This window comes from Streptomyces sp. SID4985 (assembly GCF_009863025.1).
In the GTDB taxonomy this organism is placed as follows: domain Bacteria; phylum Actinomycetota; class Actinomycetes; order Streptomycetales; family Streptomycetaceae; genus Streptomyces.
Genome location: NZ_WWIR01000388.1, coordinates 1 through 22,763, shown reverse-complemented (window position 1 = coordinate 22,763; position 22,763 = coordinate 1). Strand labels below are relative to the sequence as shown.

Genomic DNA, 22,763 nt, shown 5'->3' with positions numbered 1-22,763 from the left:
CGAAGTGCGGCACCACCCAGTCGCGGTCGACCCAGCCGCGGCCGACGAAGTGGCTGAGGAGCGGGCGGCAAGGCGCGACCACCGGGGAGCGGCCCACCCGCGCTCGCCTACGCTGGGACGGCAGCGCCCGTTTCCCAGCACGCCAGGAGCAGCCCATGGCCCCCGCAGCCCCGTCCGCCGCCGCCCGTATCGCCGTCGTCACGGGCGCGAGCAGCGGGATCGGCGCGGCCACCGCCCGCGGTCTCGCCGAGGCCGGGTACCGGGTCGTCCTCACCGCGCGCCGCAAGGACCGGATCGAAGCGCTCGCGGAGGAGATCAACGCGGCGGGCGGCGCGGCGACGGCGTACCCGCTGGACGTGACGGACCGCGCGGCGGTGGACGAGTTCGCGTCGGCGTTCCGCACGATCGGCGTGCTGGTCAACAACGCGGGCGGCGCGCTCGGCGCGGACCCGGTGGCGACCGGCGACCCGGAGCACTGGCGCACGATGTACGAGACGAACGTCATCGGCACCCTCAACGTCACCCAGGCCCTGCTGCCCAAGCTGGAGGCGAGCGGCGACGGCGTGGTGGTCGTCGTCTCCTCCACCGCCGGGCTCGGCACGTACGAGGGCGGCGCGGGCTATGTCGCCGCCAAGCACGGCGAGCACGTCCTCGCCGAGACCCTGCGCCTGGAGATCGTCGGGAAGCCGGTCCGGGTCGTGGAGATCGCCCCCGGCATGGTCAAGACGGACGAGTTCGCCCTGACCCGCTTCGACGGCGACGCGGCCAGGGCCGCCAAGGTCTACGAGGGCGTCGCCGCCCCCCTCACCGCCGACGACGTGGCCGAGACGATCACCTGGGCGGTCACCCGCCCCAGCCACGTCAACGTCGACCTCCTGGTCCTGCGCCCCCGCGCCCAGGCCTCCAACACCAAGGTCCACCGGGAGCTGTGATGCCCGACAAAACCGCCGAACAACGCCGCCTCGCCCAGGAGACCAAGGACGAACGCCAGGTCTGGTACTTCCTGGCGTACTTCCTCTTCGGCATCCACGTGATCGCGTTCGTGATGATCTACGCGGTACGGCACGCGAGGTGAACGGACGGCCGCCTCAGGTCTTCCTCAATCCTTCGGAGAATGCTTGACCGGCCGATCCCGCCCGCGTGAGGGTTCGGACACGTCGGCACTTTGTCGGCCGGTATCTCGGGGGGCTCGCGTTGTTATCCGGATCGGGCGTGACACTTCGGCGTGCGGGCGGCGCGCTGCTCATCGTGCTGGCCGTCGCGGGCTGCGACGGCCAGGGCGGCAAGGGTGTCGAGGAGGGCAAGGCTGCCGCCGACACTCCATCCGTTTCGGCACCAGCACCGGCATCGGCGTCCGGCACGACACACGATCCATACGCCCCGTCCGTCGCGAAGGCGCCCCGGATTTCCTCGGACGGCATCGAAGTCCTGGCCTCGGGGGCGTCGCTCTCGGGAAGCGCCGCTTATCCCCTTCCCGATGGAATCAAGGCGGGCAGGACACTGGCCGTCGCCGTCAACTGCCAGGGCGACGGCCGAATGTCGGTGAAGGTCTCACCCGCCCACGTGTCTTTCCCACTCGTCTGCGAAAAGGGAAAGGTGCTTCCGAGCATGAACGAAATCCAGCTGAGCGAATCCCGGCCGACCGGAACGCTCCAGGTCTCGGCGGATCGGCACGTGTCGTGGTCGTTCGCCGTCGGCTGGGACCCGAGTCCGCCCGCGCGGCGGTAGGACCCGGGTCCACGACCAGTCGGTGATCAGCCCTTCACGCAGACGAACTGCTTCAGCTTCGCCACCACCTCGACCAGGTCCCGCTGCTGCTCCATCACCTGGTCGATGTTCTTGTAGGCGCCGGGGATCTCGTCCAGGACGCCGGAGTCCTTGCGGCATTCCACGCCTCGGGTCTGGTACTCGAGGTCCTTGACCGTGAAGTGGCGCTTGGCCGCGCTGCGGCTCATCCGGCGGCCGGCGCCGTGCGAGGCGGAGTTGAAGGCCTTCTCGTTGCCGAGGCCCTTCACGATGTACGAACTCGTCCCCATGGAGCCGGGGATGATGCCGTACTCGCCAGAGCCGGCCCGGATCGCGCCCTTGCGGGTGACCAGCAGGTCCACGCCCCCGTACCGCTCTTCCGCCACGTAGTTGTGGTGGCAGGAGATCTCCGGCTCGAAGACGGGCTTCGCCTTCTTGAGCTCCTTGCGGATGACGTCCTTCAGGAGGGCCATCATCAGCGTGCGGTTGTACTTGGCGTACTCCTGCGCCCAGAACAGGTCGTTGCGGTAGGCCGCCATCTGCGGGGTGTCGGAGACGAAGACGGCCAAGTCGCGGTCCACCAAGCCCTGGTTGTGCGGAAGCTTCTGCGCGACGCCGATGTGGTGTTCGGCCAGTTCCTTGCCGATGTTGCGGGAGCCGGAATGGAGCATGAGCCAGACCGAGTCCGACTGGTCGAGACAGACTTCGATCATGTGATTCCCGCTGCCGAGCGTTCCCATCTGCTTGTGGGCACGCTCCTCACGGAACTTGACCGCTTCGGCGACCCCGTCGAAGCGGCCCCAGAACTCCGCCCAGCCGGCCGTGGCCAGACCGTGGAACTGCCCGGGCTCGACAGGGTCGTCGTGCAACCCCCGCCCCACCGGAATCACCTGCTCGATCCGCGACCGCAGCCGCGACAGATCCCCCGGCAGGTCGTTCGCCGTCAGCGACGTCTTGACCGCCGACATCCCGCAGCCGATGTCCACCCCCACCGCCGCCGGACACACCGCGTCCCGCATGGCGATGACCGAGCCGACCGTCGCGCCCTTGCCGTAGTGGACGTCCGGCATGACGGCGAGGCCGCGGATCCAGGGGAGCGTGGCGACGTTCTGGAGCTGGCGCATCGCGCCGTCATCGACGGTGGCGGGGTCGGCCCACATGCGGACCGGTACCCGGGCGCCGGGTATCTCGACGTACGACATCGCTTCCTCATTCCCCCAGGGGCGGCAAAAGTCTCAAAGAACGCAGAACGCAAAAGCGGCGCCATGGTCTGCGAAATGGGACAGGGGACCGGCGTCCGCGGTGGTGCGTGCGATACACATTGTGTCCAGCAGGCGCCCCGCCGCGGCAAGCGAATAACCAGCGGGGACACTGGAGCACCGGCGCGCACACCGCCGGATCCGCATCCCCGTCGAGAGGAGCCCGACCGTGCAGCGGAAGGCCCATGTCATCGGTACCGCCGCCCTCTTCGCGGCCCTGCTGACAGGCTGCACGAGCGGCTCGGACGGAGCGAGTCCCACCGACGACGCCAACCCGGGCGACGCGGGCGCGGCCACCGTCGCCGCCCAGCCCGGCAAGTACCGCACCCTGCCCGAACCCTGCGGTGCCGTCGGCCGCGAGACCCTCGCCGCCCTACTGCCCGGCGTCCGCCAGATCACCGACCCCGACCAGCGCGACAAGGCGTACCGGGGCGTGCCCGAGCTGACCTACGACACCGACCGCAAGGTGGGCTGCCACTGGAAGGTCGAGTCCACCACCGCGACCGACCGTCTCTCGGTGGACTTCGAGCGCGTGGTGTCCTTCGACAACGCGGTCAGCGACGACAGCGAGGCCCGCGAGCTGTTCCAGGGCATGGAGAAGGCCGCCCATCTGCCCGTCCCCGGCACCCCGGGCGGCGAACCCGCCTCCCCCTCCGGCAGCCCCAGCGGCACGGCGAGCCCCACCCCCACCGCGAGCACCAGCACCAGCACCGGCCCCGGTGCGAGCCCCGACCCCTCGGACACCGACACCGACGCCGTCGATCTGCGCCCCCGCGCCCTCCCCGACCTCGGCGACGAGGCGTACCTCGACGACCAGCTCGCCACCTCCGGTTCGACGGCCGAACCGCGCACCGTGACTGTGGTGTTCCGCACGTCCAACGTCGTCGTCACCCTCGAGTACGAGGAGCAGCCGATGGTCGTCGGAGCCGTCCCGGACAGCAAGGAAATGCAGGACAGGGCCCGGGATCTGGCCTCTCAACTGGCCGACAAGCTCAACGGCTGACGCCCCCTCGACCGCCCCCGGCGTCACTCCGCGCACAGCGCGAACCGGAAACACACGTCTCCTTCACCGCGTACGGTGACCTGGCAGGAACCCGCACGAACACCGAGCGTCATGAGTGAAGGAACCATGCAGCGAGCCGTACAGCGAGACGACCGTGCCCACCATCGAGCCGGGCGCCTGAGCCGCGTTCTGGTGTGCGCGGCCGCGGTGCCCGCGGTGCTCATCACCGCGGGATGCTCGTCGGACTCCGGCGACTCCGCGAACAAGGAAACCCCGGCCGCCCAGCAGAGCGCGGGCGGTGACACGGCGGGCGCGTCCTCGTCGGACACCACCCCGACGGTCGCTCCGGCCGCGTACCAGAAGCTTCCCGAGCCCTGCGCGGCGCTGACCAAGAAGACGCAGGGCGAGCTGGTGCCGAAGAGCAAGTCCGGCAAGCAGGGCAAGACCGACGACAACACCGCCCGCTCGTCCTGCTCGTGGACCAGCCTGGCCGACAACGGCGTCAAGGGCTCGCAGTTCCGCTGGCTGAGCGTCTCCTTGCTGCGCTTCGACTCCGACGCGGCCCGGGGCAGCGGCAACGAGCAGGCCCACTCGTACTACACCCAGCAGCTCACCGACGCCCAGCACGTCTCGGACGCGAAGAACACCAAGTCGCAGCCGCTGACCGGCACGGGCGACGAGGCGACGGTGGTGCGCTACGACCTGAAGAAGAAGGAAGGCGCCTTCAAGCAGCAGACGGTGGTCGCCCGTGTCCAGAATGTTGTCGTCACGCTCGACTACAACGGCGCGGGTCTCGCGGGCGAGAAGACGCCCGACGCCGACGACCTGACGAAGAAGGCGGAGAAGGCCGCCAAGGAGGCCATAGCCTTCGTCTCCGCCGCCAACGGCCGTGGTCAGGCGCCGAGTTCGAGTGGCGGCGCGTCCGCCTCGCCGTCGCAGAAGCCGTCCGGGAAGCCGTCCGCCCCGGCCTCCGGCAAGCCCTCCCAGTCCGCCTCGCCCAGCGCTTCCGCGTCCGCCGAAGCCGACAAGAAGAGCTGACCGGCACCACGTTCGCCGTACACGTGTGCCACCCTGTTGCGCGCAACAACACGTAACGGGAGGGGAGTACGAGTGGCCGCGCCACTTCAGCTGACTCGGATGCACCGCGTACTCATCGGCGTGGTCGTGGCCGGCGCCTTGATCATCGCCGGTATCGGCTTCGCCGGTTCGTACGCGGCCGTCCGCGCACTGGCCCTCAAGAAGGGCTTCGGGAACTTCTCCTATGTGTTCCCGGTCGGCATCGACGCGGGCATCTGTGTGCTGCTCGCGCTCGACCTGCTGCTGACCTGGATGCGCATCCCCTTCCCGATGCTGCGCCAGACGGCCTGGCTGCTCACGGCGGCCACCATCGCCTTCAATGGCGCGGCCGCCTGGCCGGACCCGCTGGGCGTCGGGATGCACGCGGTCATCCCGATCCTCTTCGTGGTCGCCGTGGAGGCGGCCCGGCACGCGGTCGGCCGGATCGCGGACATCACGGCCGACAAGCACATGGAGGGCGTGCGCATCACGCGCTGGCTGCTCTCCCCGGTGCCGACCTTCCTGCTGTGGCGGCGGATGAAGCTGTGGGAGCTGCGCTCCTACGAGCAGGTCATCAAGCTGGAGCAGGAACGTCTCGTCTACCAGGCCCGGCTGCACTCCCGCTTCGGCCGCGCCTGGCGCCGCAAGGCGCCCGTGGAGTCCCTGATGCCGCTGCGCCTGGCGCGTTACGGCGTCCCGCTCACGGAGACCGCCCCGGCGGGCCTGGCGGCGGCGGGCATCGAGGCGGTGGTGGCTCCGCCGGTTCCGGTGCTGCCCCAGCCGGTCCAGGTGGCGGGCGAACTCCAGGCGGCCCCGATGGCCCAGGGGGTCCCGGCGCAGGGCCAGACGCAGAACCAGGCGCAGTCCCAACAGCAGCCGCCCGCCGGGCAGTTCCAGCAGCCGCAGGGCTTCCCCCTGGGCCCCGAGGGTCTTGAGGGCGATGAGCAGAGCCCCTGGTTCCAGGGCAAGGCACCGGGCGAGATGGAGTACCAGGGCGGCTACGACCCTGCCTTCGAGCCGGTTCCCGACCCCCAGTACGTGCCCGACGAGCAGTACGGGGACTGGTACGAGGAGCAGCCGCAGGAGCAGTTCCAGCAGCCCTCCCCGGAGGAGACGGGCAGCTTCCCGATCCCGGTCGGCCCGAACCGCACCCGTGAGCTGGGCGAGGGCGGCGGCGTCCCGGAGCCGGACGAGGAGGACCTGTACCAGGTCTTCCGGCAGTCGATAGACGGCAGTTACCCGACCGGCCCGATGCTCGCCGAGGACATACAGGCCACCTACGGCATCACCATGGAGCCTGGTGAGGCGAAGGGACTGGCCGAGCACTTCCAGCAGCGCCACATGAAGGAGATGGAGGAGGACCACATCGCCTGACGCGCCGCGTGGGGATACGAAGAGGGGGCGCCCGGTGTCACACCGGGCGCCCCCTCTCACGTAACGCGGCCTACTCCCCGAGCAGCGTCCGGACCCGGTCCTGGCCCACGGCCAGCAGCAGGGTGGGCAGACGCGGGCCGGTGTCGCGGCCGACCAGCAGGTGGTACAGCAGGGCGAAGAAGGTCCGCTGGGCCGTCTTGATCTCCGGCGGCAGCTCCTTGGCGGTGGCGTCGGCGGAGAAGCCCGCGCGCACCTTCGGGACGCCGTAGACCAGGTGGGTCAGGCCGTCCAGGGACCAGTTGTCCGCGAGGCCGTCGACCAGGAGGCGCAGCGACTCGCGGCCCTCCTCGTCCAGCGACTTCAGCAGCTCGGCGTCCGGCTCCTCGCGGACGATCGTGCGCTGGTCGGCGGGGACGTAGGTGTTGATCCACGCCTCGGCCTTGTCGTACCGGGGGCGGGCGTCGGCGAGGTCCGTGATCGGGTTCGCCGGGTCCAGCTCGGAGAGGATGCGCAGCGCCTGGTCCTGGTGGCCCGCGGTGATGTCGGCGACCGAGGCCAGCGTGCGGTACGGCAGCGGGTGCGCGGTCTTCGGCAGCTCACCGGCGGCGGTGCCGACGGCACGGGTGTACGCGGCGACGTCACCGGGGAGGGCCGAGCCGTCCTCGACCTTGCCCGCGAGCTTGTCCCACTCGTCGTAGAGGCGCTGGATCTCCTGGTCGAAGGCGATCTTGAAGGACTGGTTGGGGCGGCGGCGGGCGTACAGCCAGCGCAGCAGCTGCGGCTCCATGATCTTCAGCGCGTCGGACGGGGTGGGCACGCCACCGCGCGAGGACGACATCTTGGCCATTCCGGAGATGCCGACGAACGCGTACATCGGGCCGATGGGCTGCTCGCCGTCGAAGATGCCGACGATCTGGCCGCCGACCTGGAAGGACGAGCCCGGCGAGGAGTGGTCGACACCGGAGGGCTCGAAGATCACGCCCTCGTAGGCCCAGCGCATCGGCCAGTCGACCTTCCAGACCAGCTTGCCCCGGTTGAACTCGCTGAGCCGGACCGTCTCGCCGAACCCGCACGCGGTGCAGGTGTACGACAGCTCCGTGGTGTCGTCGTCGTACGACGTGACGGTGGTGAGGTCCTTGCCGCACTCGCCGCAGTACGGCTTGTACGGGAAGTACCCGGCGGAGCCGGAGCTGCCGTCGTCCTCGGCGGCGGCGCCGGAACCCTCCTCGGCCTCCAGCTCGGCCTCGTCGACCGCCTTCTGCTGCGGCTTCTTCCCCGGGGCCTTCTTGGTGCGGTACTGGTCGAGGATCGCGTCGATGTCACCGCGGTGCTTCATCGCGTGCAGGATCTGGTCGCGGTAGACACCCGAGGTGTACTGCGCCGTCTGGCTGATCCCGTCGAACTCCACACCCAGCTCGGCCAGCGCCTCGGTCATGGCGGCCTTGAAGTGCTCGGCCCAGTTCGGGTACGCGGAGCCCTCCGGCGCCGGGACCGAGGTCAGCGGCTTGCCGATGTGCTCGGCCCAGGACTCGTCGATGCCCGCGATACCGGCCGGGACCTTGCGGTAGCGGTCGTAGTCGTCCCAGGAGATCAGGTGGCGGACCTGGTACCCGCGGCGCCGGATCTCGTCCGCGACCAGGTGCGGGGTCATGACCTCGCGCAGGTTGCCCAGGTGGATCGGGCCGGACGGGGAGAGCCCGGAGGCGACGACGACCGGTTTGCCGGGGGCTCGGCGCTCCGACTCCTCGATGACGTCATCCGCGAAACGGGAGACCCAGTCGGTGGTCTCGCTGCTCTGAGCCACGATCGGCACGTCCTCTTTTTCTGAGTTCTGTGAGTGACCGCTCCATTCTCCCAGCTCCGGTGGCAACCACGGAAACCCCTTTCCCCCTTCTGTGCCCCACAGGCGGCGCAGCCGCCTGTTCAGGGCGCGGGGAACTGCGCGACCAGCCACCCACGACCCGCGCCTCGCCCGGCCACCGCGCGCCCCGAGCTCTCCGCAAAAACCGCTTTACCCCCCATGGGATACTGGCCGCATCCAGTCATCCACGAGGAGAACGGCACCCACCCTTATGGCTTCGGTCACGTCGCTCACCGATCTCGTCAACCAGCGCCTCGCGAACGCCCTCGCTTCCTCCCTCCCGGAAGCCGACGGAGTCGACCCGCTGCTGCGACGAAGCGACCGGGCCGACTACCAGGCCAACGGCATCCTCGCGCTCGCCAAGAAGAACAAGGCGAACCCGCGCGAGCTGGCCACGCAGGTGGTGTCCGGGATCGTCACCGGCGACGTGATCGCGGACATCGAGGTCTCCGGCCCCGGCTTCCTCAACATCACCGTCGCGGACAAGGCGATCACCTCGAACCTGGCCGCGCGCTACGCGGACGAGACCGGCCGCCTCGGCGTGCCGCTCGCCGCGCACCCGGGCACCACGGTCATCGACTACGCCCAGCCGAACGTGGCCAAGGAGATGCACGTCGGCCATCTGCGCTCGGCGGTCATCGGCGACGCGGTCGTCCAGCTCCTCGAGTTCACCGGCGAGAACGTGGTACGCCGCCACCACATCGGCGACTGGGGCACCCAGTTCGGCATGCTCATCCAGTACCTGGAGGAGCACCCGCACGAGCTGGACCACAAGGACTCCGCCGCGTCCGAGGTCACCGAGGCCTCCGGCGAGGAGGCCATGTCCAACCTGAACCGCCTGTACAAGGCGGCGCGGGTGCTCTTCGACTCCGACGAGGAGTTCAAGACGCGGGCCCGCCGCCGGGTGGTCGACCTCCAGGCGGGCGACCCCGCGACGCTGGCCATGTGGCAGCGGTTCGTCGACGAGTCGAAGATCTACTTCTACTCGGTCTTCGACAAGCTCGACATGGACATCCAGGACCCGGACGTGGTCGGCGAGTCCGGCTACAACGACATGCTGGCCGAGACCTGCCGCCTCCTGGAGGAGTCCGGCGTCGCGGTCCGCTCCGAGGGCGCGCTCTGCGTGTTCTTCGACGACGTCAAGGGCCCGGACGGCAACCCGGTCCCGCTGATCGTCCAGAAGTCCGACGGCGGCTACGGCTACGCGGCCACCGACCTCTCCGCGATCCGCGACCGTGTCTTCCACCTGAAGTCCGACAGCATCATCTACGTCGTGGACGCCCGGCAGTCCCTGCACTTCAAGATGGTCTTCGAGACCGCCCGCCGGGCCGGCTGGCTGAACGACCGGGTCAAGGCGCACCAGCTCGCCTTCGGCACGGTCCTCGGCAAGGACGGCAAGCCGTTCAAGACCCGCGAGGGCGAGACGGTCCGCCTGGTGGACCTGCTGGACGAGGCGGTGGAGCGCGCGACCGCCGTCGTCCGGGAGAAGGCCGAGAAGGTGGGCCTGACCGAGGAGGAGATCGTCGAGAACGGCCGCTGGGTCGGCATCGGCGCCGTGAAGTACGCGGACCTCTCCACCTCCGCCGTGCGGGACTACAAGTTCGACCTGGACCAGATGGTCTCGCTCAACGGCGACACCTCGGTGTACCTCCAGTACGCCTACGCCCGGATCCAGTCCATCCTCCGCCGGGCCGGTGACGCGCGTGCCGTCGCCCACCCGGAGCTGGAGCTGGCCCCCGCCGAGCGTGCCCTGGGTCTGCACCTGGACCAGTTCGCGGAGACGGTCCTGGAGGTCGCGGCGGCCTACGAGCCCCACAAGCTGGCGGCCTACCTCTACCAGCTGGCCTCCCTGCTGACGACGTTCTACGACCAGTGCCCGGTCCTGAAGGCCGACACCCCGGAGCAGCGGGAGAACCGCCTGTTCCTGGTCGACCTGACGGCCCGTACGCTCCACCAGGGCATGGCCCTCCTCGGCATCCGCACGCCCGAGAAGCTCTGACGTCCGACCCCTTAAGGTCGGTGGGGAGTGACCGCTCCCCACCGACCGAGAGGTGCCCGATGCCCGAGCGCGTTCCCGACCCGTCCACGGACCACTTCGGCCCGGACGGTATGCGCCGGTTCCAGCTCCCCGGTTCGTACGGGATACGGCTGCCCGAAGCGGCCCGCGAGGCGCTGACGGACACCGGGGTTCCGCTGCACGTGACGCCGTACTTCACGGCGGCGGGTGACACCGACGGGCTGACGCTGGGGATGTTCGCCGGGCACCAGGGGCTGCGCGCGCCCGCGGAACAGGAGGGCTGGCTGCGGATCGGCACGGACCCGCTGGCGCACCTGTGCGTACGGCCGGACGGCGCGGTCCAGGCGGTGTTCCTCGGGCTCGGTGAGGACGACATGTTCGTCAGCTCCGGCATCCCGGAGTTCGACGCCTGTCTGGCCGCGCTCGACCGCAGGCTCCCGGTGATCGCCGCCTCGGCCAGTCTCCCCGTGGCCGCCGCCGCGTTCCGCGAACTCAACGCCGAGCTGCGGCAGATCGACCCCGACGCCTTCGCGGAGCGCGAGAGCTGGTGGCCGAAGGTGCTGGACGACGTGCGCCACACCCTCAACTTCCCCTTCTCCGCCGCCTTCGAGTACGTCGACGCGTCCGGCGCCCGGCAGATCGCCACCGACTCGACCGGACCGGGCCTGCCCCACCCCGAGGAACTGGTCTGGCACACCCTGCGTGCCCAGGGCGTCGCCCCGGAGCAGGTCCGCCGCGTCTACTGCGAGCTGGAGCCCTGCGTGATGCCGGGCCACTACTGCGCCGTCTGGCTCCAAGCCACCTTCCCGCACGCGGAGTTCACGCACAGCTTCGACTACGGCGACACCGCCGGGTCCCGCGAGGACGGCCTCAAGGAGCTGATCACGTACGCGGCGGAACACGGCGGACGCGGCTGACTCCGGTGCGGGAGGGGGAGCGCACGATGGACCACTGGTCACGCCCGGCCGCGGGCCGTGAACCGGCCGCCGCCGCACTGCTGTCCTGGCTGGCGGACCCGGCCGCGCCGAGACTCTGCCTGGTCACGGGCGGCGCGGGCGGCGGTAAATCGACGTTACTGGCCTGGCTGGTGGGCCACGGCACACGCCCGGACACGCGGGCGGAACGGCGCGTGCACGGATTCGTACCGCTCGCCGGACAGTCCGCGCTGACGGCGACCTGGACCCTGGCGCGGCAACTGTCGGTGGCGGCCCACACCCCGGGCGGGCTGGTGGCCGCGCTGGCCGCCGACGGGCGCCGTACGGTACTGGTCCTGCCGGATCTGCACGCGGCGGACGACCCGGAGACGGTGAGCGAACTCGCCCTGGCCCTGCTGGACTTGGACCATGTGCGGCTGGTGGTGGAGACGCGCCCGGACGCCGGTGCGCGACTCCGGGCCACCGGCGCGGCGGCGATGAACCTGGACGAGGACCAGTGGACGGACCCGCGCCGGTACGCCGAGTGGGCGGCGCGGCAGACGCCGGAGCAGTCGACCACTGAAATCCCGTTGCCTGCCGTCGACTTGGACGATCCGGCGGCGATCTGCGCGGCCGACCCGTGGCAGGTGACGAGACTCTTCGAGCGTTCCGGCGGGTCTCACGGGGGCCTGCGGGAGGCATGGCTGCGCGCGGGCCTGTCCCTGACGGACGCGCGCGACCCTTCCGTGCGCGCCCTGACCCTTCTCTCCGCCCTGGGCGACGCGGCCGACCCGCGCCACCCGGAAACCCTCGCGGCACTGGCGAGCGGTTCCGCGTGGCGGTTGGCCTGGCGCCGGGTGCGCGACGACGTGCGCCCGCCGTGGCCGGGTCCGGCGCGGGCGGTGGCGGTACGGGGCGGGCAGCTCCTGGTGGCCGACCACCAGGGCACGGTCCGCCTGCTCGACGAGCGGGACGCGACCCCGGCCGGGCGTCTGCCGCGCTCCTCCGACCGCATCCGGGCCCTCGCCGCCGCCCCCGAGGGCGAGGTGCTGGCCCTGGACACCGAGGGCATCCTGCGCCTGCGCGCGGGCGCGGTCCGCGAGCGGAAGGGCCTGGAGGCGCTTCTGGACGATGGTCCGGCCCCGCTGGAAGGGCTGCTGGAGAGGGCGAACGCCCGACTCAAGGAGCACCCGGGCACGGCACTGGCGGCTTCCGGGACGGTACTGGCGACGGGGGACGCGACCGGGAAGGTGCACGCCTTCTCCCTCTCTCTGGAGGGAGACACCGAACGCGATGCCGTACTGCACGAGGGCCCCGTGACCGCGCTGGCGGCGCTGGACCTGCCGGTCCCACCGGAGACCGAAGGCCGAGCGATCCCCCTCCTCTACAGCGGCGGCCTGGACGGCCGGGTCCGGGCCTGGAGCCCGAGGGCGGACCCGCTCGGCACACCCCTGGCCGCCCGCGCCTGCCCGGTGACGGCGCTGGCCGCCGGAGTGACACCGGACGGCCCGGTGCTGGCCGTCGCCTGGTCCGACGGCCTGGTGGAACACCACACCCTGGACTCGGACGCCCCGCCCCGCACGTTCCATCCGGGCCTGGCGGTAAGGGCGTTGGCGGTGACCGGGTCGGGCCTGCTCGTGATCGGCACCGACGAGTCGCTGATCGCGCTGTCCGCCGCCTGAGGTCTGCGAGTACGGCCGATGTCGGCGCCGTGCACGATCATGTTGCTTCGGAACAACGGAAGTTCACGCGGGGAGACGGCCATGGACCTGTTCGAGGCGCTGGCAACGGGCGACGGGTACGAGCGGGAGGCGGCGCGGGTCAGGCTGACCGCCGGGGGCCGCACCGCCGTACGCCCCCTGCTCGACGAGCTGCTGAACGTCAACTCCCCTGTGAAGCCATGGGAGCTGGAGCGGCTGCTGCTCAAGTGGATTCCGGAGCACGCCTACGACGAGGTGCTGACGGCGCTCGCCGCCACTCGGGACGAGGAGTCGCGCCGCCGCCTCAGCCGCGTGTTCTCGTCGTTCGGGACGGTAGACCGCTACATCGAGGCGCTGAGCCATCCGGCCGCGTCCGTACGGCAGTCGGCCGCGTACGGCATCCAGTCCGCCTGCTCGGTGGACTTCGGCCGGGAGCCGAACCCCGACGTCGACTACGCCGTGCTGATCGACACGCTCATCCCCCTGCTGACCGACCCCGATCCGGAGGTGGCCCAGCGCGTCATGTGGGTGCTGACCATGCTCGGTCCGGGCGCCCTGGAGCCGCTGCGCCGTGTCCGCGAACAGGGGCCGGGCAGACTGCGGGCCCCCGCGTTGTCCGTGCTCGCCGCGCTGGGCGGCGAGGAGGCCCTGTCGGCGGCGGACCGGGCCGCCGTGGACCGGCTGATCCGGATCAAGCTGCTCGACGACCGTCCCCGGTCCCTGGACGTGTGCTTCACCTCCTGGATCGCCGTACCCGGTGGCGACCAGCGGGGCATCGCGGAGCTGCTCGGCCTCTACGAGGCCCGGCCCGCGACGTTCGAGCTGGGACTGGAGGTCGGCGCCCACGACAGCCACGACGGCGCCGAGTACGGCAGGGTCTACGTCACCCCGGAGGTGGACGGCTGGACCCTGGTCCTCGGCCCCTGGTGCAGCCCCACCGACGAGGAGCGGGCGGAGGAAGTACTGCGTGTCGTCACGGAGTTGAGCAGCCGCTACGGGCGCGCTCACGCCTACTACTTCGGCGAGCAGGGCGGCGGTTCGGGCTGGCTGATCGCCGAGAACGGCACGGTCGTACGCCGTTGTCGTGGCACCTGGTCGGACAAGGACGCCGCGTACGGCCTGGGCGATCCCCTGCCGGAGGAGCGTGCCGCCTTCGAGGAGAGCGGCGAGGAGGAGTGGGCCGACTTCGCTCCCTACCTGGCTCCTGAACTGGCCGCCGCGCTGGCGGTGAGCCCCTTCGACCTCGGCCCCGACACCGCGGTGCGCGGCGCGGGCTTCGTCGCGCTCACCCCCTACGCCCGTGAGCACGGGAGGCCGAGCTCGGGGGCCTACGCCATCTGACGGGGGGCCACTCCATCTGGCGACGTCGTGATCACTTCGTGGAGCTTGTCACGGCCCTGCCATGAACACCCGCACACCCTTGCGGGTCAACTGCCTTCACTCGCTAGGGTTTTCGTACTCATACGCTGAACCACGGGGATGAGGGGCGTCGCGGGGATGGGCTACACACTGCCTGGCTGGCTGGACGACGTACTGGACTTCATCGGCATCAACTTCCCGAACGTCGACGAGGACGACTACCGCGAAATGGCCGACGCCATGCGGGACTTCGCCGACAAATTCGAGGGGCACGGCGCGGACGCGCACAAGTCGGTGGAACGCATCCTGGCCTCCTCGCACGGCTGGGCCGTCGACTCGATGGAGAAACACTGGGCCCAGGTCAAGGCCGGCCACCTCGACAAGATCCCGGAACTGGCCCGGCTGTTCGCCGACGCCTGCGACATCGTCGCGGACATCATCTTCGGCATGAAGACCAAGGCCGAGGCCGAACTCGTCGTCATGGCGGGCTCGCTGGGCATCTCGGCCGGTCTCGCGGTCGTCACGGGCGGCCTGTCCGCCCTGATCGGCGCCGCCGAGGTCACGGCGATGCGGCAGGTGATCAAACGCCTCATCGACGAGGCCGTGGACCGGATCGTCGACGAACTGATCGCCCGCGTCACCGAGCCGGTCAACGCCAAGCTGGAGGCGATGATCGAGGACGCCGTCCTGAACATGGTGGACGACGCCTTCTCCCTCCCCCCGGTACCGGACGGCGGCGACGGCGCCCACGGCCACCACGGCATGAAACTGGCCTCGGCGGGCGGCGACACCGGCATCACCCTCGCCTCCTCCGGCGGCGGCCCCTCCTCGGGCGCCGACCTCTTCATCGACCACGACGAGTTCGAGCACGGCGCGGGCCGGCTCTCCGTCCACGGCAGCGAACTGCGCCTGGCCGGCATCTCCCCCCTCGGCCGCGCCCGGGGCGCCTTCGGCCGCACCCGGGGCCGCGACGCCTTCACCCAGCCCTTCGACGCCATGCTGCACGGCGCCCTGACCGGCTGCGAAAAAGCCATGGTCAAGGTCGGCAAACACCTCCGGGACACCGTCCCGGAACGCGTCAAGGCGACGTCCCGCCTCCACAAGGGAACGGATCTCGACGTCGAGGACCGGGTGAAGCGGATCAAGACGGGACACGGCGCCCACGGCGAGACACCCATGTTCCTGCTGGACTCCGACGGCACGGTGCAACGGTTGATGCCGGACGGGACGACCCGCGCCCTGGACCCGCATGACACCTCCGGCATCCATTCCGTGTTGAACGGAGGCGAGGCCTGGCACCCGTGGCACTCGACCGACAAGAAGGGTTACGGAGTCAAGGACGGCGGAGCCGAGGCTCCCCGGGTGTCCTCGAAGAAAATCCCGCCCGGTTCGACCGAACTGGCTCGCGCCACTCAGATCGCTCGCCACTACAACGCTCATGAACGACCGGAGATCTACAAGAGGGGCGGCGCGAACTACGCCTCGGTCCTTTTCGACGACGAGAAGGACCGCCGGTTCATTCTTGTCGGCACAAGCGATCCCGTGCATTCGGAGAGAATGCTGGGGTACCCGATCCTCAAGTCGGAAGAAAAACACAACGTCAGATCGCTTTACACAGAACGCGAACCGTGCCAGGAAGCGAATATGTACTGCGACCAATGGCTGGCGCAGCATTTCAACCCAGAACTGGATGTCACCCACAGCGCCAAGTACGATCAAGACGAAGCCCGCCCCGACGGAACAGAGTTGACCAAGTACAAGCAGGATCGCGAGCACAAGGCATACGTCAGGTGGCTGCACCAGGAGTGGAAGGATCACGGGGTGGGCGGCGGCATGACCAGCACCATGATCGACCTCGGGCAGTCGGAGAACAAGTTCCTGCCCTGAGCCCGTCCGGCAAGAAGAAGCAGCGAGGATTCCATGCTGTTCGAAGTTTCCCGGGAAGCGATGGTCTCGTCGCTCGGTGAAGAGAACGTCTTCCTGGCACCCTCCGGCTCCTTGGGGAGCAAGCAGCCGGAATCGCATGCCGCGCGAATCCTGCTCACCACCGGTATCCCGACCGGTGTCTTCCAGCCCCAAAAGCGCATGCCCTCCGGCCGTTTCCCCTTGGTGAACGAGAAGATCGACCTCACGCACCACGAGAACGTACCTGCCGACTGCGGGAGTTGGCCGGTTTTCGGGTGGCTTCCGCAGACACATCTCGCCTTCGACCCCGAGACCGGCGTGGTGCACGGCTTCTCCGAGAACGGCGGCCCCGTTCAGGCCCTGCACACGGACATGTCCTCCCTCGCATACCTGACCTTCGCGCTCCAGCGGCTCCTGAAGGAGTTCCCCTGGAGTGACGACGAGGACGAGGAAGAGGCCGACTTCGAGCGGCTCGCCGAGGCCCTGCACGGCATTCGGGCCACCGTGGAGGAGCGCGACCCGCTGCCGTTCGGCGGAGACAGCGTCTGGCCCGCCGTACTGGACGACATGGAGGCCGGCATGTGGTCGTAGGACGACATGCCGTCGCGGGCCTCGAGGCCGGTGGGGAGCGACCACTCCGCCCGCGAGGCGCTCACGGACACCGGGGCCCCGCTGCACGTGACGCCAACCGGTGACCACCATGGACATTGACGAGCTCGCGCGGAACCACGGCCTGGAGGGCATCGTCCTGTTCCCTCACTACCCCCGCTCAGCACTCGCCGCGAAACCCGCGACGTTCCTCAGCGCGGTAGGTCTCCCCACCGGCCGCGTCTTCCTGGCGCGCGCCGAGGTGGACGCGGCGGACCCGGACCCCATCGAACTGGGCCCCCTCTTCGATCTCGACGGCGGCGATTCCACATGCCCACCCGAGCGCCGGCACTGGCCGGTGCTGGGCCACACTCCTGGTCCTGGACCCCGACTCCGGTGAGGTACACGCCTATCCGGAGGGCAAGGAGAACAGCGTGATCCTGCACCGCGACGTCGAGTCGCTCGCCTTCTGCCTCACCGGGTTCGGGAGACTGCTCGACGCGCGACAGCCGGACGGCGACGACGACGAGGCACGGGTACACCGCTTCCGTGAGACGGTGACCGCCTTCGACGCGACGCCTCTCCAAGACGGCGAGTCGGAGTGGAACACCATGCTCGCCGAGATCCTCGACGGCATGTGGTGAGCACGGAAAGCGAGAGTTCCCTGCCGCTGCCGCTGCCGCGCCTTCCAGCCGCGAAAGCCCCTGCCCTCCAGCCGCCGCAGGAACGCCTCAGGAGCGCGTGATCCTGCCGCAGTCGTCATGGGGCAGGGACCCGCTCCAGTCGTACGGGTTGTGAGGGTCACCGGTCGCCGGACCGCTCGTGGGGGCGTCGCCGGGGAAGACGGGGTGGAGGTAGCCGTCGGAGACGTCGCACATCCGCCGATCCACGAACACCGGGCCCCGGTCACCCCCTTCAGGGGGCGGCCGGGGCCCGGTCGTTGTCACGGCGGACGCCGCGGGCGCCTACCGCAGCTTCTGCGCCACTTCAGTAGCCCAGTACGTCAGAATGTTCCGCGCCCCCGCCCGCTTGATCCCCGTCAGGGTCTCGAAGATGGCCCGGTCGCGGTCCAGCCAGCCCTTCTCGGCGGCGGCCTCGATCATCGAGTACTCGCCGGAGATCTGGTACGCGGCGACGGGCACGTCCACCGCGTCCGCGACCTTCGCGAGGACGTCCAGGTACGGACCGGCCGGCTTGACCATGACCATGTCCGCGCCCTCGGCGAGGTCCAGCTCCAGCTCGCGCAGCGACTCGCGGAGGTTGGCCGGGTCCTGCTGGTACGCCTTGCGGTCGCCCTGGAGCGAGGAGGCGACGGCCTCGCGGAAGGGGCCGTAGAAGGCGGAGGAGTACTTCGCGGTGTAGGCGAGGATCGCCACGTCCTCGCGGCCGATCTGGTCCAGCGCGTCACGGATGACGCCGATCTGGCCGTCCATCATGCCGCTCGGGCCGACGATGTGGGCGCCCGCGTCGGCCTGGACCTGGGCCATCTCGGCGTACCGCTCCAGGGTGGCGTCGTTGTCGACGCGGCCCTCGGCGTCCAGCACACCGCAGTGCCCGTGGTCGGTGAACTCGTCCAGGCACAGGTCGGACATCACCATCAGGTCGTCGCCGACCTCGGCGCGCACGTCGCGCAGGGCGACCTGGAGGATGCCGTCCGGGTCGGTGCCGGTCGTGCCGAGCGCGTCCTTCTTGGACTCCTCCGGCACACCGAACAGCATGATCCCGGAGATCCCCGCCTCGACGGCCTCCAGCGCGGCCTTCTTCAGACTGTCCCGCGTGTGCTGCACGACCCCGGGCATCGCCTCGATCGCCACCGGCTCGCTCACGCCCTCGCGGACGAACGCCGGGAGGATGAAGTCGGCCGGGTCCAGCCGCGTCTCCGCGACCATCCGCCGCATGACGGGCGAGGTCCGCAGGCGCCGCGGACGCGTACCGGGAAAGGAACCGTACTTCGACATATCCCCTACGCTACGCCCGCCCGGCCCCCGCCTTTGCCGACGCGATGTCGGACGCGAGGACGCTTCACACGGGCGCCGCACGGCCTCCCCGGCTTGACCCTCACACCGGTGTCAGCCCATACCGTCCTCCCCCATGAGGACCGCACACCCCCGCGCCACGATCATCCACGGCTACCGCGCCACCCCCGAGGACCACTGGTTCCCCTGGCTCGCCGAGCGCCTGGAGGAACACGGCATCCCCACCACCGTCCCCGCCCTCCCCGACACGGACAACCCCGACCCCGACCAGTGGACGGCCGCCGCAGGCGCCGCCATCGGCACGCCCAACCCCCACACCACGGTCGTCGCCCACAGCCTCGGCTGCCTCACCGTCCTGCGCCACCTGAGCGCGCTGGAAGGCCCCTGGCGACTGGGCACCCTGGTGCTCGTCTCCGGCTTCGTGGACCCGCTCCCCGCGATACCCGAACTGGACACGTACATCGCCGGCGGCTGCGACCTCACGGGCCTCGCCGCCTGCATCGACCGCCTCACGGTCCTCCGCTCGGACGCCGACCCCGTCGTCCCCACCCCCCACACCGACCACCTCGCCACCCTCCTCGGCACCACCGCCCAGGTGGTCCCCGGCGCGGGCCACTTCCTGGCGGACGAGGGGGTCACCGAGCTGCCCGAGGCGCTCAGGGCGATCAGGGTCTGACAAAGCGGGCGGGGTGCCCCCCCAAGGGAACACCCCGCCACACCTCGGCTCAACTACAGCCTCACGTCGTCGTACGACGCCTCCGCGCCCCCGGCCGCCGCTCGCTCGGCCGGGTCACCGGGTCGCCCGCCTCCAGCGCGGCCGTGCGCCGCTTGGTGCCGAACGCGGCCAGCGCCTCCGCCAGCTTGTGGACCGACGGCTCGGGGGCCATCACGTCCACGCGCAGGCCGTGCTCCTCGGCCGTCTTGGCGGTCGCCGGGCCGATGCAGGCGATGATCGTGACGTTGTGCGGCTTGCCCGCGATGCCGACCAGGTTGCGGACGGTCGAGGACGAGGTGAAGAGCACCGCGTCGAAACCGCCGCCCTTGATCGCCTCGCGGGTGTCCTGCGGCGGCGGCGAGGCACGGACGGTGCGGTACGCCGTGACGTCGTCGACCTCCCAGCCCAGCTCGATCAGCCCCGCCACCAGGGTCTCGGTGGCGATGTCGGCGCGCGGCAGGAAGACACGGTCGATCGGGTCGAAGACCGGGTCGTACGGCGGCCAGTCCTCCAGGAGCCCCGCGGCCGACTGCTCACCGCTCGGCACCAGGTCCGGCTTCACACCGAAGTCGATCAGCGCGGCGGCGGTCTGCTCGCCCACCGCGGCGACCTTGATCCCCGCGAAGGCACGCGCGTCGAGCCCGTACTCCTCGAACTTCTCGCGCACCGCCTTCACCGCGTTGACCGAGGTGAACGCGATCCACTCGTAGCGCCCGGTGACCAGTCCCTTGACCGCGCGCTCCATCTGCTGCGGGGTGCGCGGCGGCTCGACGGCGATGGTCGGGACCTCGTGCGGCACGGCGCCGTAGGAGCGCAGCTGGTCGGAGAGCGACGCCGCCTGCTCCTTCGTCCGCGGCACGAGCACCTTCCAGCCGAACAGCGGCTTGGACTCGAACCACGACAGCTGGTCGCGGCGGGCGGCGGCGGAGCGCTCACCGACCACGGCTATGACCGGGCGGCCACCGTCCGGGGACGGCAGCACCTTCGCCTGCTTCAGCGTCTGCGCGATCGTGCCGAGGGTGGCCGACCAGGTCCGCTGGCGGGTGGTCGTACCCGCGACGGTGACCGTCATCGGGGTGTCCGGCTTGCGGCCCGCCGAGACCAGCTCGGCCGCGGCGGCCGCGACGGAGTCCAGCGCGGTCGAGACGACCACCGTGCCGTCCGAGGCGCCGACCTCGGTCCAGCAGCGGGCGGAGGCGGTACGCGCGTCCACGAAACGCACGTCCGCGCCCTGCGCGTCCCGCAGCGGCACACCGGCGTACGCGGGCACACCGGTCGCGGCCGCGACACCGGGGACGACCTCGAAGGGCACCCCGGCGGCGGCGCAGGCCAGCATCTCCTCGGCGGCGTCCGTGTCGAGCCCCGGATCACCGGAAACCGCACGCACGACCCGCCTGCCGCCACGCGCGGCCTCCATGACAAGATGAGCGGCATCCCGGGCAGCGGCCGGGGCCCCAACGGTTGTTGACGTGCCGTCAACCACCGTCAGCTGGGGTGCGCCCGCACCCGTGGACGCGTCCGCGAAGGAGCCCTCCGTCGGTACGACGGAGACGCCCGGGCGGGCGTGCGTCCGGACCACGTCGAGCACATCGGGCTCGGCGACCAGGACGTCCGCGTTCCCCAGCGCCTCCACGGCGCGCAGAGTCAGCAGTCCCGGATCTCCGGGTCCGGCACCCAGGAAGGTGACGTGACCGTGTTCCGGACGGGCGGCGGGAAGGGTGGTGGGGCTCAAAGTGCTCGCTCCCCCATCAGACCGGCCGCGCCCTGGACGAGCATCTCGGCGGCGAGCTCGCGACCGAGCGCCGTCGCCTGCTCGTGCGTCTGGGGCACGGGACCGGTGGTGGACAGCTGCACCATCCGCGAACCGTCGGTGGTACCGACGACGCCGCGCAGGCGCATTTCCTTGACATTCGGCCCGTCGGCCAGGAGGTCGGCCAGCGCGCCCACGGGGGCGCTGCAGCCGGCTTCCAGGGCGGCGAGCAATGACCGTTCGGCGGTGACGGCGGCCCGCGTGGACGGGTCGTCGAGCTCGCCGAGTGCCGCGACGAGGGCAGCGTTGTCCGCGGCACACTCGATCGCCAGGGCCCCCTGGCCGGGGGCGGGCAGAACCGTGTCGACCGACAGGAAGTCGGTCACCTCGTCGATCCGGCCGATCCGGTTGAGTCCGGCGGCGGCGAGGACGACGGCGTCGAGCTGCCCCTCACGCACGTATCCGACGCGGGTGTCGATGTTGCCCCGGATCGGGACCGTCTCGATGTCCAGGCCGTGGGCGCGGGCGTACGCGTTCAGCTGCGCCATGCGGCGCGGCGAACCGGTGCCGACGCGGGCGCCGCGCGGCAGGTCGGTGAACTTCAGCGCGTCGCGCGCGACGATCACGTCCCGCGGGTCCTCGCGCTCGGGGACGGCGGCCAGCGCCAGTTCCTCGGGCTGCGCGGTGGGCAGGTCCTTGAGCGAGTGCACGGCGAAGTCCACCTCGCCGCGCAGCAGCGCGTCGCGCAGCGCGGTGACGAACACACCGGTGCCGCCGATCTGCGCGAGCGCCTCGCGGGAGACGTCGCCGTACGTGGTGATCTCGACCAGCTCGACGGGCCGGCCGGTCACCCGGCTCACGGCCTCGGCCACCAGCCCGGACTGGGCCATGGCGAGCTTGCTGCGCCTGGTCCCCAGCCTCAGTGCGTTGTCAGTCATGCCGGTCGGTCCTTCTCGTCTGTGTTGTCCACGGCCCGGGAGACGGCCGCGACCGTCTCGGGGTCGAGGTCGAACAGGGTGCGCAGCGCGTCCGCGTACCCGGCGCCGCCGGGCTCGGCCGCGAGCTGCTTGACCCGTACGGTCGGCGCGTGCAGCAGCTTGTCCACGACCCGGTGCACGGCCTGGCGGATCTCGCCGCGCTGGCGCGTGTCCAGGCCGGGCAGCCTGCCGTCGAGCCGTGCGATCTCGGCGGCGACGACATCGGCGGCCATGGTGCGCAGGGCGACCACGGTCGGCGTGATGTGCTGGGCCCGCTGGGCCGCGCCGAAGGCGGCGACCTCGTCGGAGACGATACGCCGGACCTGGTCCACGTCGGCCGCCATCGGCGCGTCGGCGGAGGCCTCGGCCAGCGACTCGATGTCCACCAGACGCACCCCGGCCAGGCGGTGCGCGGCCGCGTCGATGTCGCGGGGCATGGCGAGGTCGAGCAGGAAGACGGCGGGCGCCGGACGCGGGATCTCCGCGACGGGCTCGGGCTTGCGGTGCTCGGGGACCCGGCCGATCGTGGCGGCGGTCTGCGCGAGCGCGTCGATCAGCCCGGC

Annotated in this window: 21 protein-coding genes and 1 pseudogene; 15 read left to right on the top strand and 7 right to left on the bottom strand. The window is 70.8% G+C overall.

Annotated elements, in window-relative coordinates; translation table 11 throughout:
• Positions 1–155: 155 nt before the first annotated feature.
• The 3 genes from GTW40_RS16530 (at position 156) to GTW40_RS16525 (ending at position 1,728) form a co-directional block, all read left to right on the top strand.
• The gene (locus tag GTW40_RS16530) at positions 156–932 is read left to right on the top strand and encodes an SDR family NAD(P)-dependent oxidoreductase (RefSeq protein WP_161180958.1); all 777 of its coding nucleotides are present in this window, start codon (positions 156–158) and stop codon (positions 930–932) included.
• Positions 932–1,075: a hypothetical protein gene (locus GTW40_RS32685; RefSeq protein ID WP_202485978.1), complete on the top strand. Its 144-nt coding sequence runs from the start codon at positions 932–934 to the stop codon at positions 1,073–1,075. The genes GTW40_RS16530 and GTW40_RS32685 overlap by 1 nt, the downstream gene beginning before the upstream one ends.
• Positions 1,076–1,212: 137 nt before the next feature.
• Complete coding sequence (locus tag GTW40_RS16525) at positions 1,213–1,728, top strand: hypothetical protein (protein WP_161180957.1); 516 nt, start codon at positions 1,213–1,215, stop codon at positions 1,726–1,728.
• Between the two features lie 26 nt (positions 1,729–1,754).
• Here GTW40_RS16525 and GTW40_RS16520 read toward each other — a convergent pair whose 3' ends face one another.
• On the bottom strand, positions 1,755–2,948 hold the full coding sequence (locus GTW40_RS16520; protein ID WP_161180956.1) for an RtcB family protein: 1,194 nt from the start codon (positions 2,946–2,948) through the stop codon (positions 1,755–1,757).
• Positions 2,949–3,174: 226 nt separating this feature from the next.
• Between GTW40_RS16520 and GTW40_RS16515 the strand changes: the two genes are divergently transcribed.
• The 3 genes from GTW40_RS16515 to GTW40_RS16505 all read left to right on the top strand — a co-directional run bounded on the left by GTW40_RS16515 (position 3,175) and on the right by GTW40_RS16505 (position 6,438).
• Positions 3,175–4,008 (top strand): DUF3558 domain-containing protein, encoded by an 834-nt coding sequence (locus tag GTW40_RS16515; protein WP_161180955.1) that lies wholly within the window; start codon positions 3,175–3,177, stop codon positions 4,006–4,008.
• Positions 4,009–4,119: 111 nt separating this feature from the next.
• Positions 4,120–5,046 (top strand): DUF3558 domain-containing protein, encoded by a 927-nt coding sequence (locus GTW40_RS16510; RefSeq protein WP_161180954.1) that lies wholly within the window; start codon positions 4,120–4,122, stop codon positions 5,044–5,046.
• A 99-nt stretch (positions 5,047–5,145) separates the two neighbouring features.
• Complete coding sequence (locus GTW40_RS16505) at positions 5,146–6,438, top strand: DUF2637 domain-containing protein (RefSeq protein WP_161180953.1); 1,293 nt, start codon at positions 5,146–5,148, stop codon at positions 6,436–6,438.
• Between the two features lie 70 nt (positions 6,439–6,508).
• Here GTW40_RS16505 and lysS read toward each other — a convergent pair whose 3' ends face one another.
• Positions 6,509–8,251: a lysine--tRNA ligase gene (gene lysS, locus GTW40_RS16500; RefSeq protein ID WP_161180952.1), complete on the bottom strand. Its 1,743-nt coding sequence runs from the start codon at positions 8,249–8,251 to the stop codon at positions 6,509–6,511.
• A gap of 259 nt (positions 8,252–8,510) precedes the next feature.
• Here lysS and argS point away from each other — a divergent pair, with 259 nt between their 5' ends.
• The 8 genes from argS to GTW40_RS16460 all read left to right on the top strand — a co-directional run bounded on the left by argS (position 8,511) and on the right by GTW40_RS16460 (position 17,426).
• Positions 8,511–10,298: an arginine--tRNA ligase gene (gene argS, locus GTW40_RS16495; RefSeq protein WP_161180951.1), complete on the top strand. Its 1,788-nt coding sequence runs from the start codon at positions 8,511–8,513 to the stop codon at positions 10,296–10,298.
• 59 nt (positions 10,299–10,357) lie between these two features.
• Positions 10,358–11,233 (top strand): SUKH-4 family immunity protein, encoded by an 876-nt coding sequence (locus GTW40_RS16490; RefSeq protein ID WP_161180950.1) that lies wholly within the window; start codon positions 10,358–10,360, stop codon positions 11,231–11,233.
• Between the two features lie 26 nt (positions 11,234–11,259).
• Positions 11,260–12,912: a hypothetical protein gene (locus GTW40_RS16485; protein ID WP_161180949.1), complete on the top strand. Its 1,653-nt coding sequence runs from the start codon at positions 11,260–11,262 to the stop codon at positions 12,910–12,912.
• A gap of 81 nt (positions 12,913–12,993) precedes the next feature.
• Entirely contained in the window at positions 12,994–14,271 is a 1,278-nt protein-coding gene (locus GTW40_RS16480) for a HEAT repeat domain-containing protein (RefSeq protein WP_161180948.1), read from the top strand.
• A 156-nt stretch (positions 14,272–14,427) separates the two neighbouring features.
• Positions 14,428–16,176 carry a nucleic acid/nucleotide deaminase domain-containing protein gene (locus GTW40_RS33730; protein WP_161180947.1) on the top strand — a complete coding sequence of 583 codons (1,749 nt, stop codon included), beginning with the start codon at positions 14,428–14,430 and terminating at the stop codon, positions 16,174–16,176.
• A 33-nt stretch (positions 16,177–16,209) separates the two neighbouring features.
• A complete protein-coding gene (locus GTW40_RS16470; RefSeq protein ID WP_161180946.1) occupies positions 16,210–16,785 on the top strand; it encodes an SUKH-4 family immunity protein in 576 nt (191 codons plus the stop codon).
• A gap of 109 nt (positions 16,786–16,894) precedes the next feature.
• Positions 16,895–17,182, top strand: coding sequence for a hypothetical protein (locus GTW40_RS16465; protein ID WP_161180945.1), 288 nt, complete (start codon positions 16,895–16,897; stop codon positions 17,180–17,182).
• Positions 17,091–17,426, top strand: a complete 336-nt coding sequence (locus GTW40_RS16460) for an SUKH-4 family immunity protein (protein ID WP_161180959.1) — start codon at positions 17,091–17,093, stop codon at positions 17,424–17,426. Before GTW40_RS16465 ends, GTW40_RS16460 begins: the two co-directional genes overlap by 92 nt.
• Positions 17,427–17,513: 87 nt before the next feature.
• On the opposite strand, the gene GTW40_RS32680 is transcribed toward GTW40_RS16460, so the two are convergent.
• Together GTW40_RS32680 and hemB are read right to left on the bottom strand one after the other, a co-directional pair.
• Entirely contained in the window at positions 17,514–17,660 is a 147-nt protein-coding gene (locus GTW40_RS32680; protein ID WP_202485977.1) for a hypothetical protein, read from the bottom strand.
• A gap of 87 nt (positions 17,661–17,747) precedes the next feature.
• Positions 17,748–18,740, bottom strand: a complete 993-nt coding sequence (gene hemB, locus GTW40_RS16455; RefSeq protein WP_161180944.1) for a porphobilinogen synthase — start codon at positions 18,738–18,740, stop codon at positions 17,748–17,750.
• A gap of 133 nt (positions 18,741–18,873) precedes the next feature.
• Here hemB and GTW40_RS16450 point away from each other — a divergent pair, with 133 nt between their 5' ends.
• Complete coding sequence (locus GTW40_RS16450) at positions 18,874–19,434, top strand: alpha/beta hydrolase (RefSeq protein ID WP_161180943.1); 561 nt, start codon at positions 18,874–18,876, stop codon at positions 19,432–19,434.
• A gap of 61 nt (positions 19,435–19,495) precedes the next feature.
• On the opposite strand, the gene GTW40_RS16445 is transcribed toward GTW40_RS16450, so the two are convergent.
• From GTW40_RS16445 to GTW40_RS16435, 3 genes and pseudogenes are all read right to left on the bottom strand, one after another.
• On the bottom strand, positions 19,496–21,205 hold the full coding sequence (locus GTW40_RS16445; protein ID WP_161180942.1) for a bifunctional uroporphyrinogen-III C-methyltransferase/uroporphyrinogen-III synthase: 1,710 nt from the start codon (positions 21,203–21,205) through the stop codon (positions 19,496–19,498).
• Positions 21,202–22,161 carry a hydroxymethylbilane synthase gene (gene hemC / locus GTW40_RS16440; protein WP_161180941.1) on the bottom strand — a complete coding sequence of 320 codons (960 nt, stop codon included), beginning with the start codon at positions 22,159–22,161 and terminating at the stop codon, positions 21,202–21,204. The genes GTW40_RS16445 and hemC overlap by 4 nt, the downstream gene beginning before the upstream one ends.
• Positions 22,158–22,763, bottom strand: a pseudogene (locus tag GTW40_RS16435) (glutamyl-tRNA reductase); the annotation flags it as partial. The gene hemC and the pseudogene GTW40_RS16435, both read right to left, overlap by 4 nt.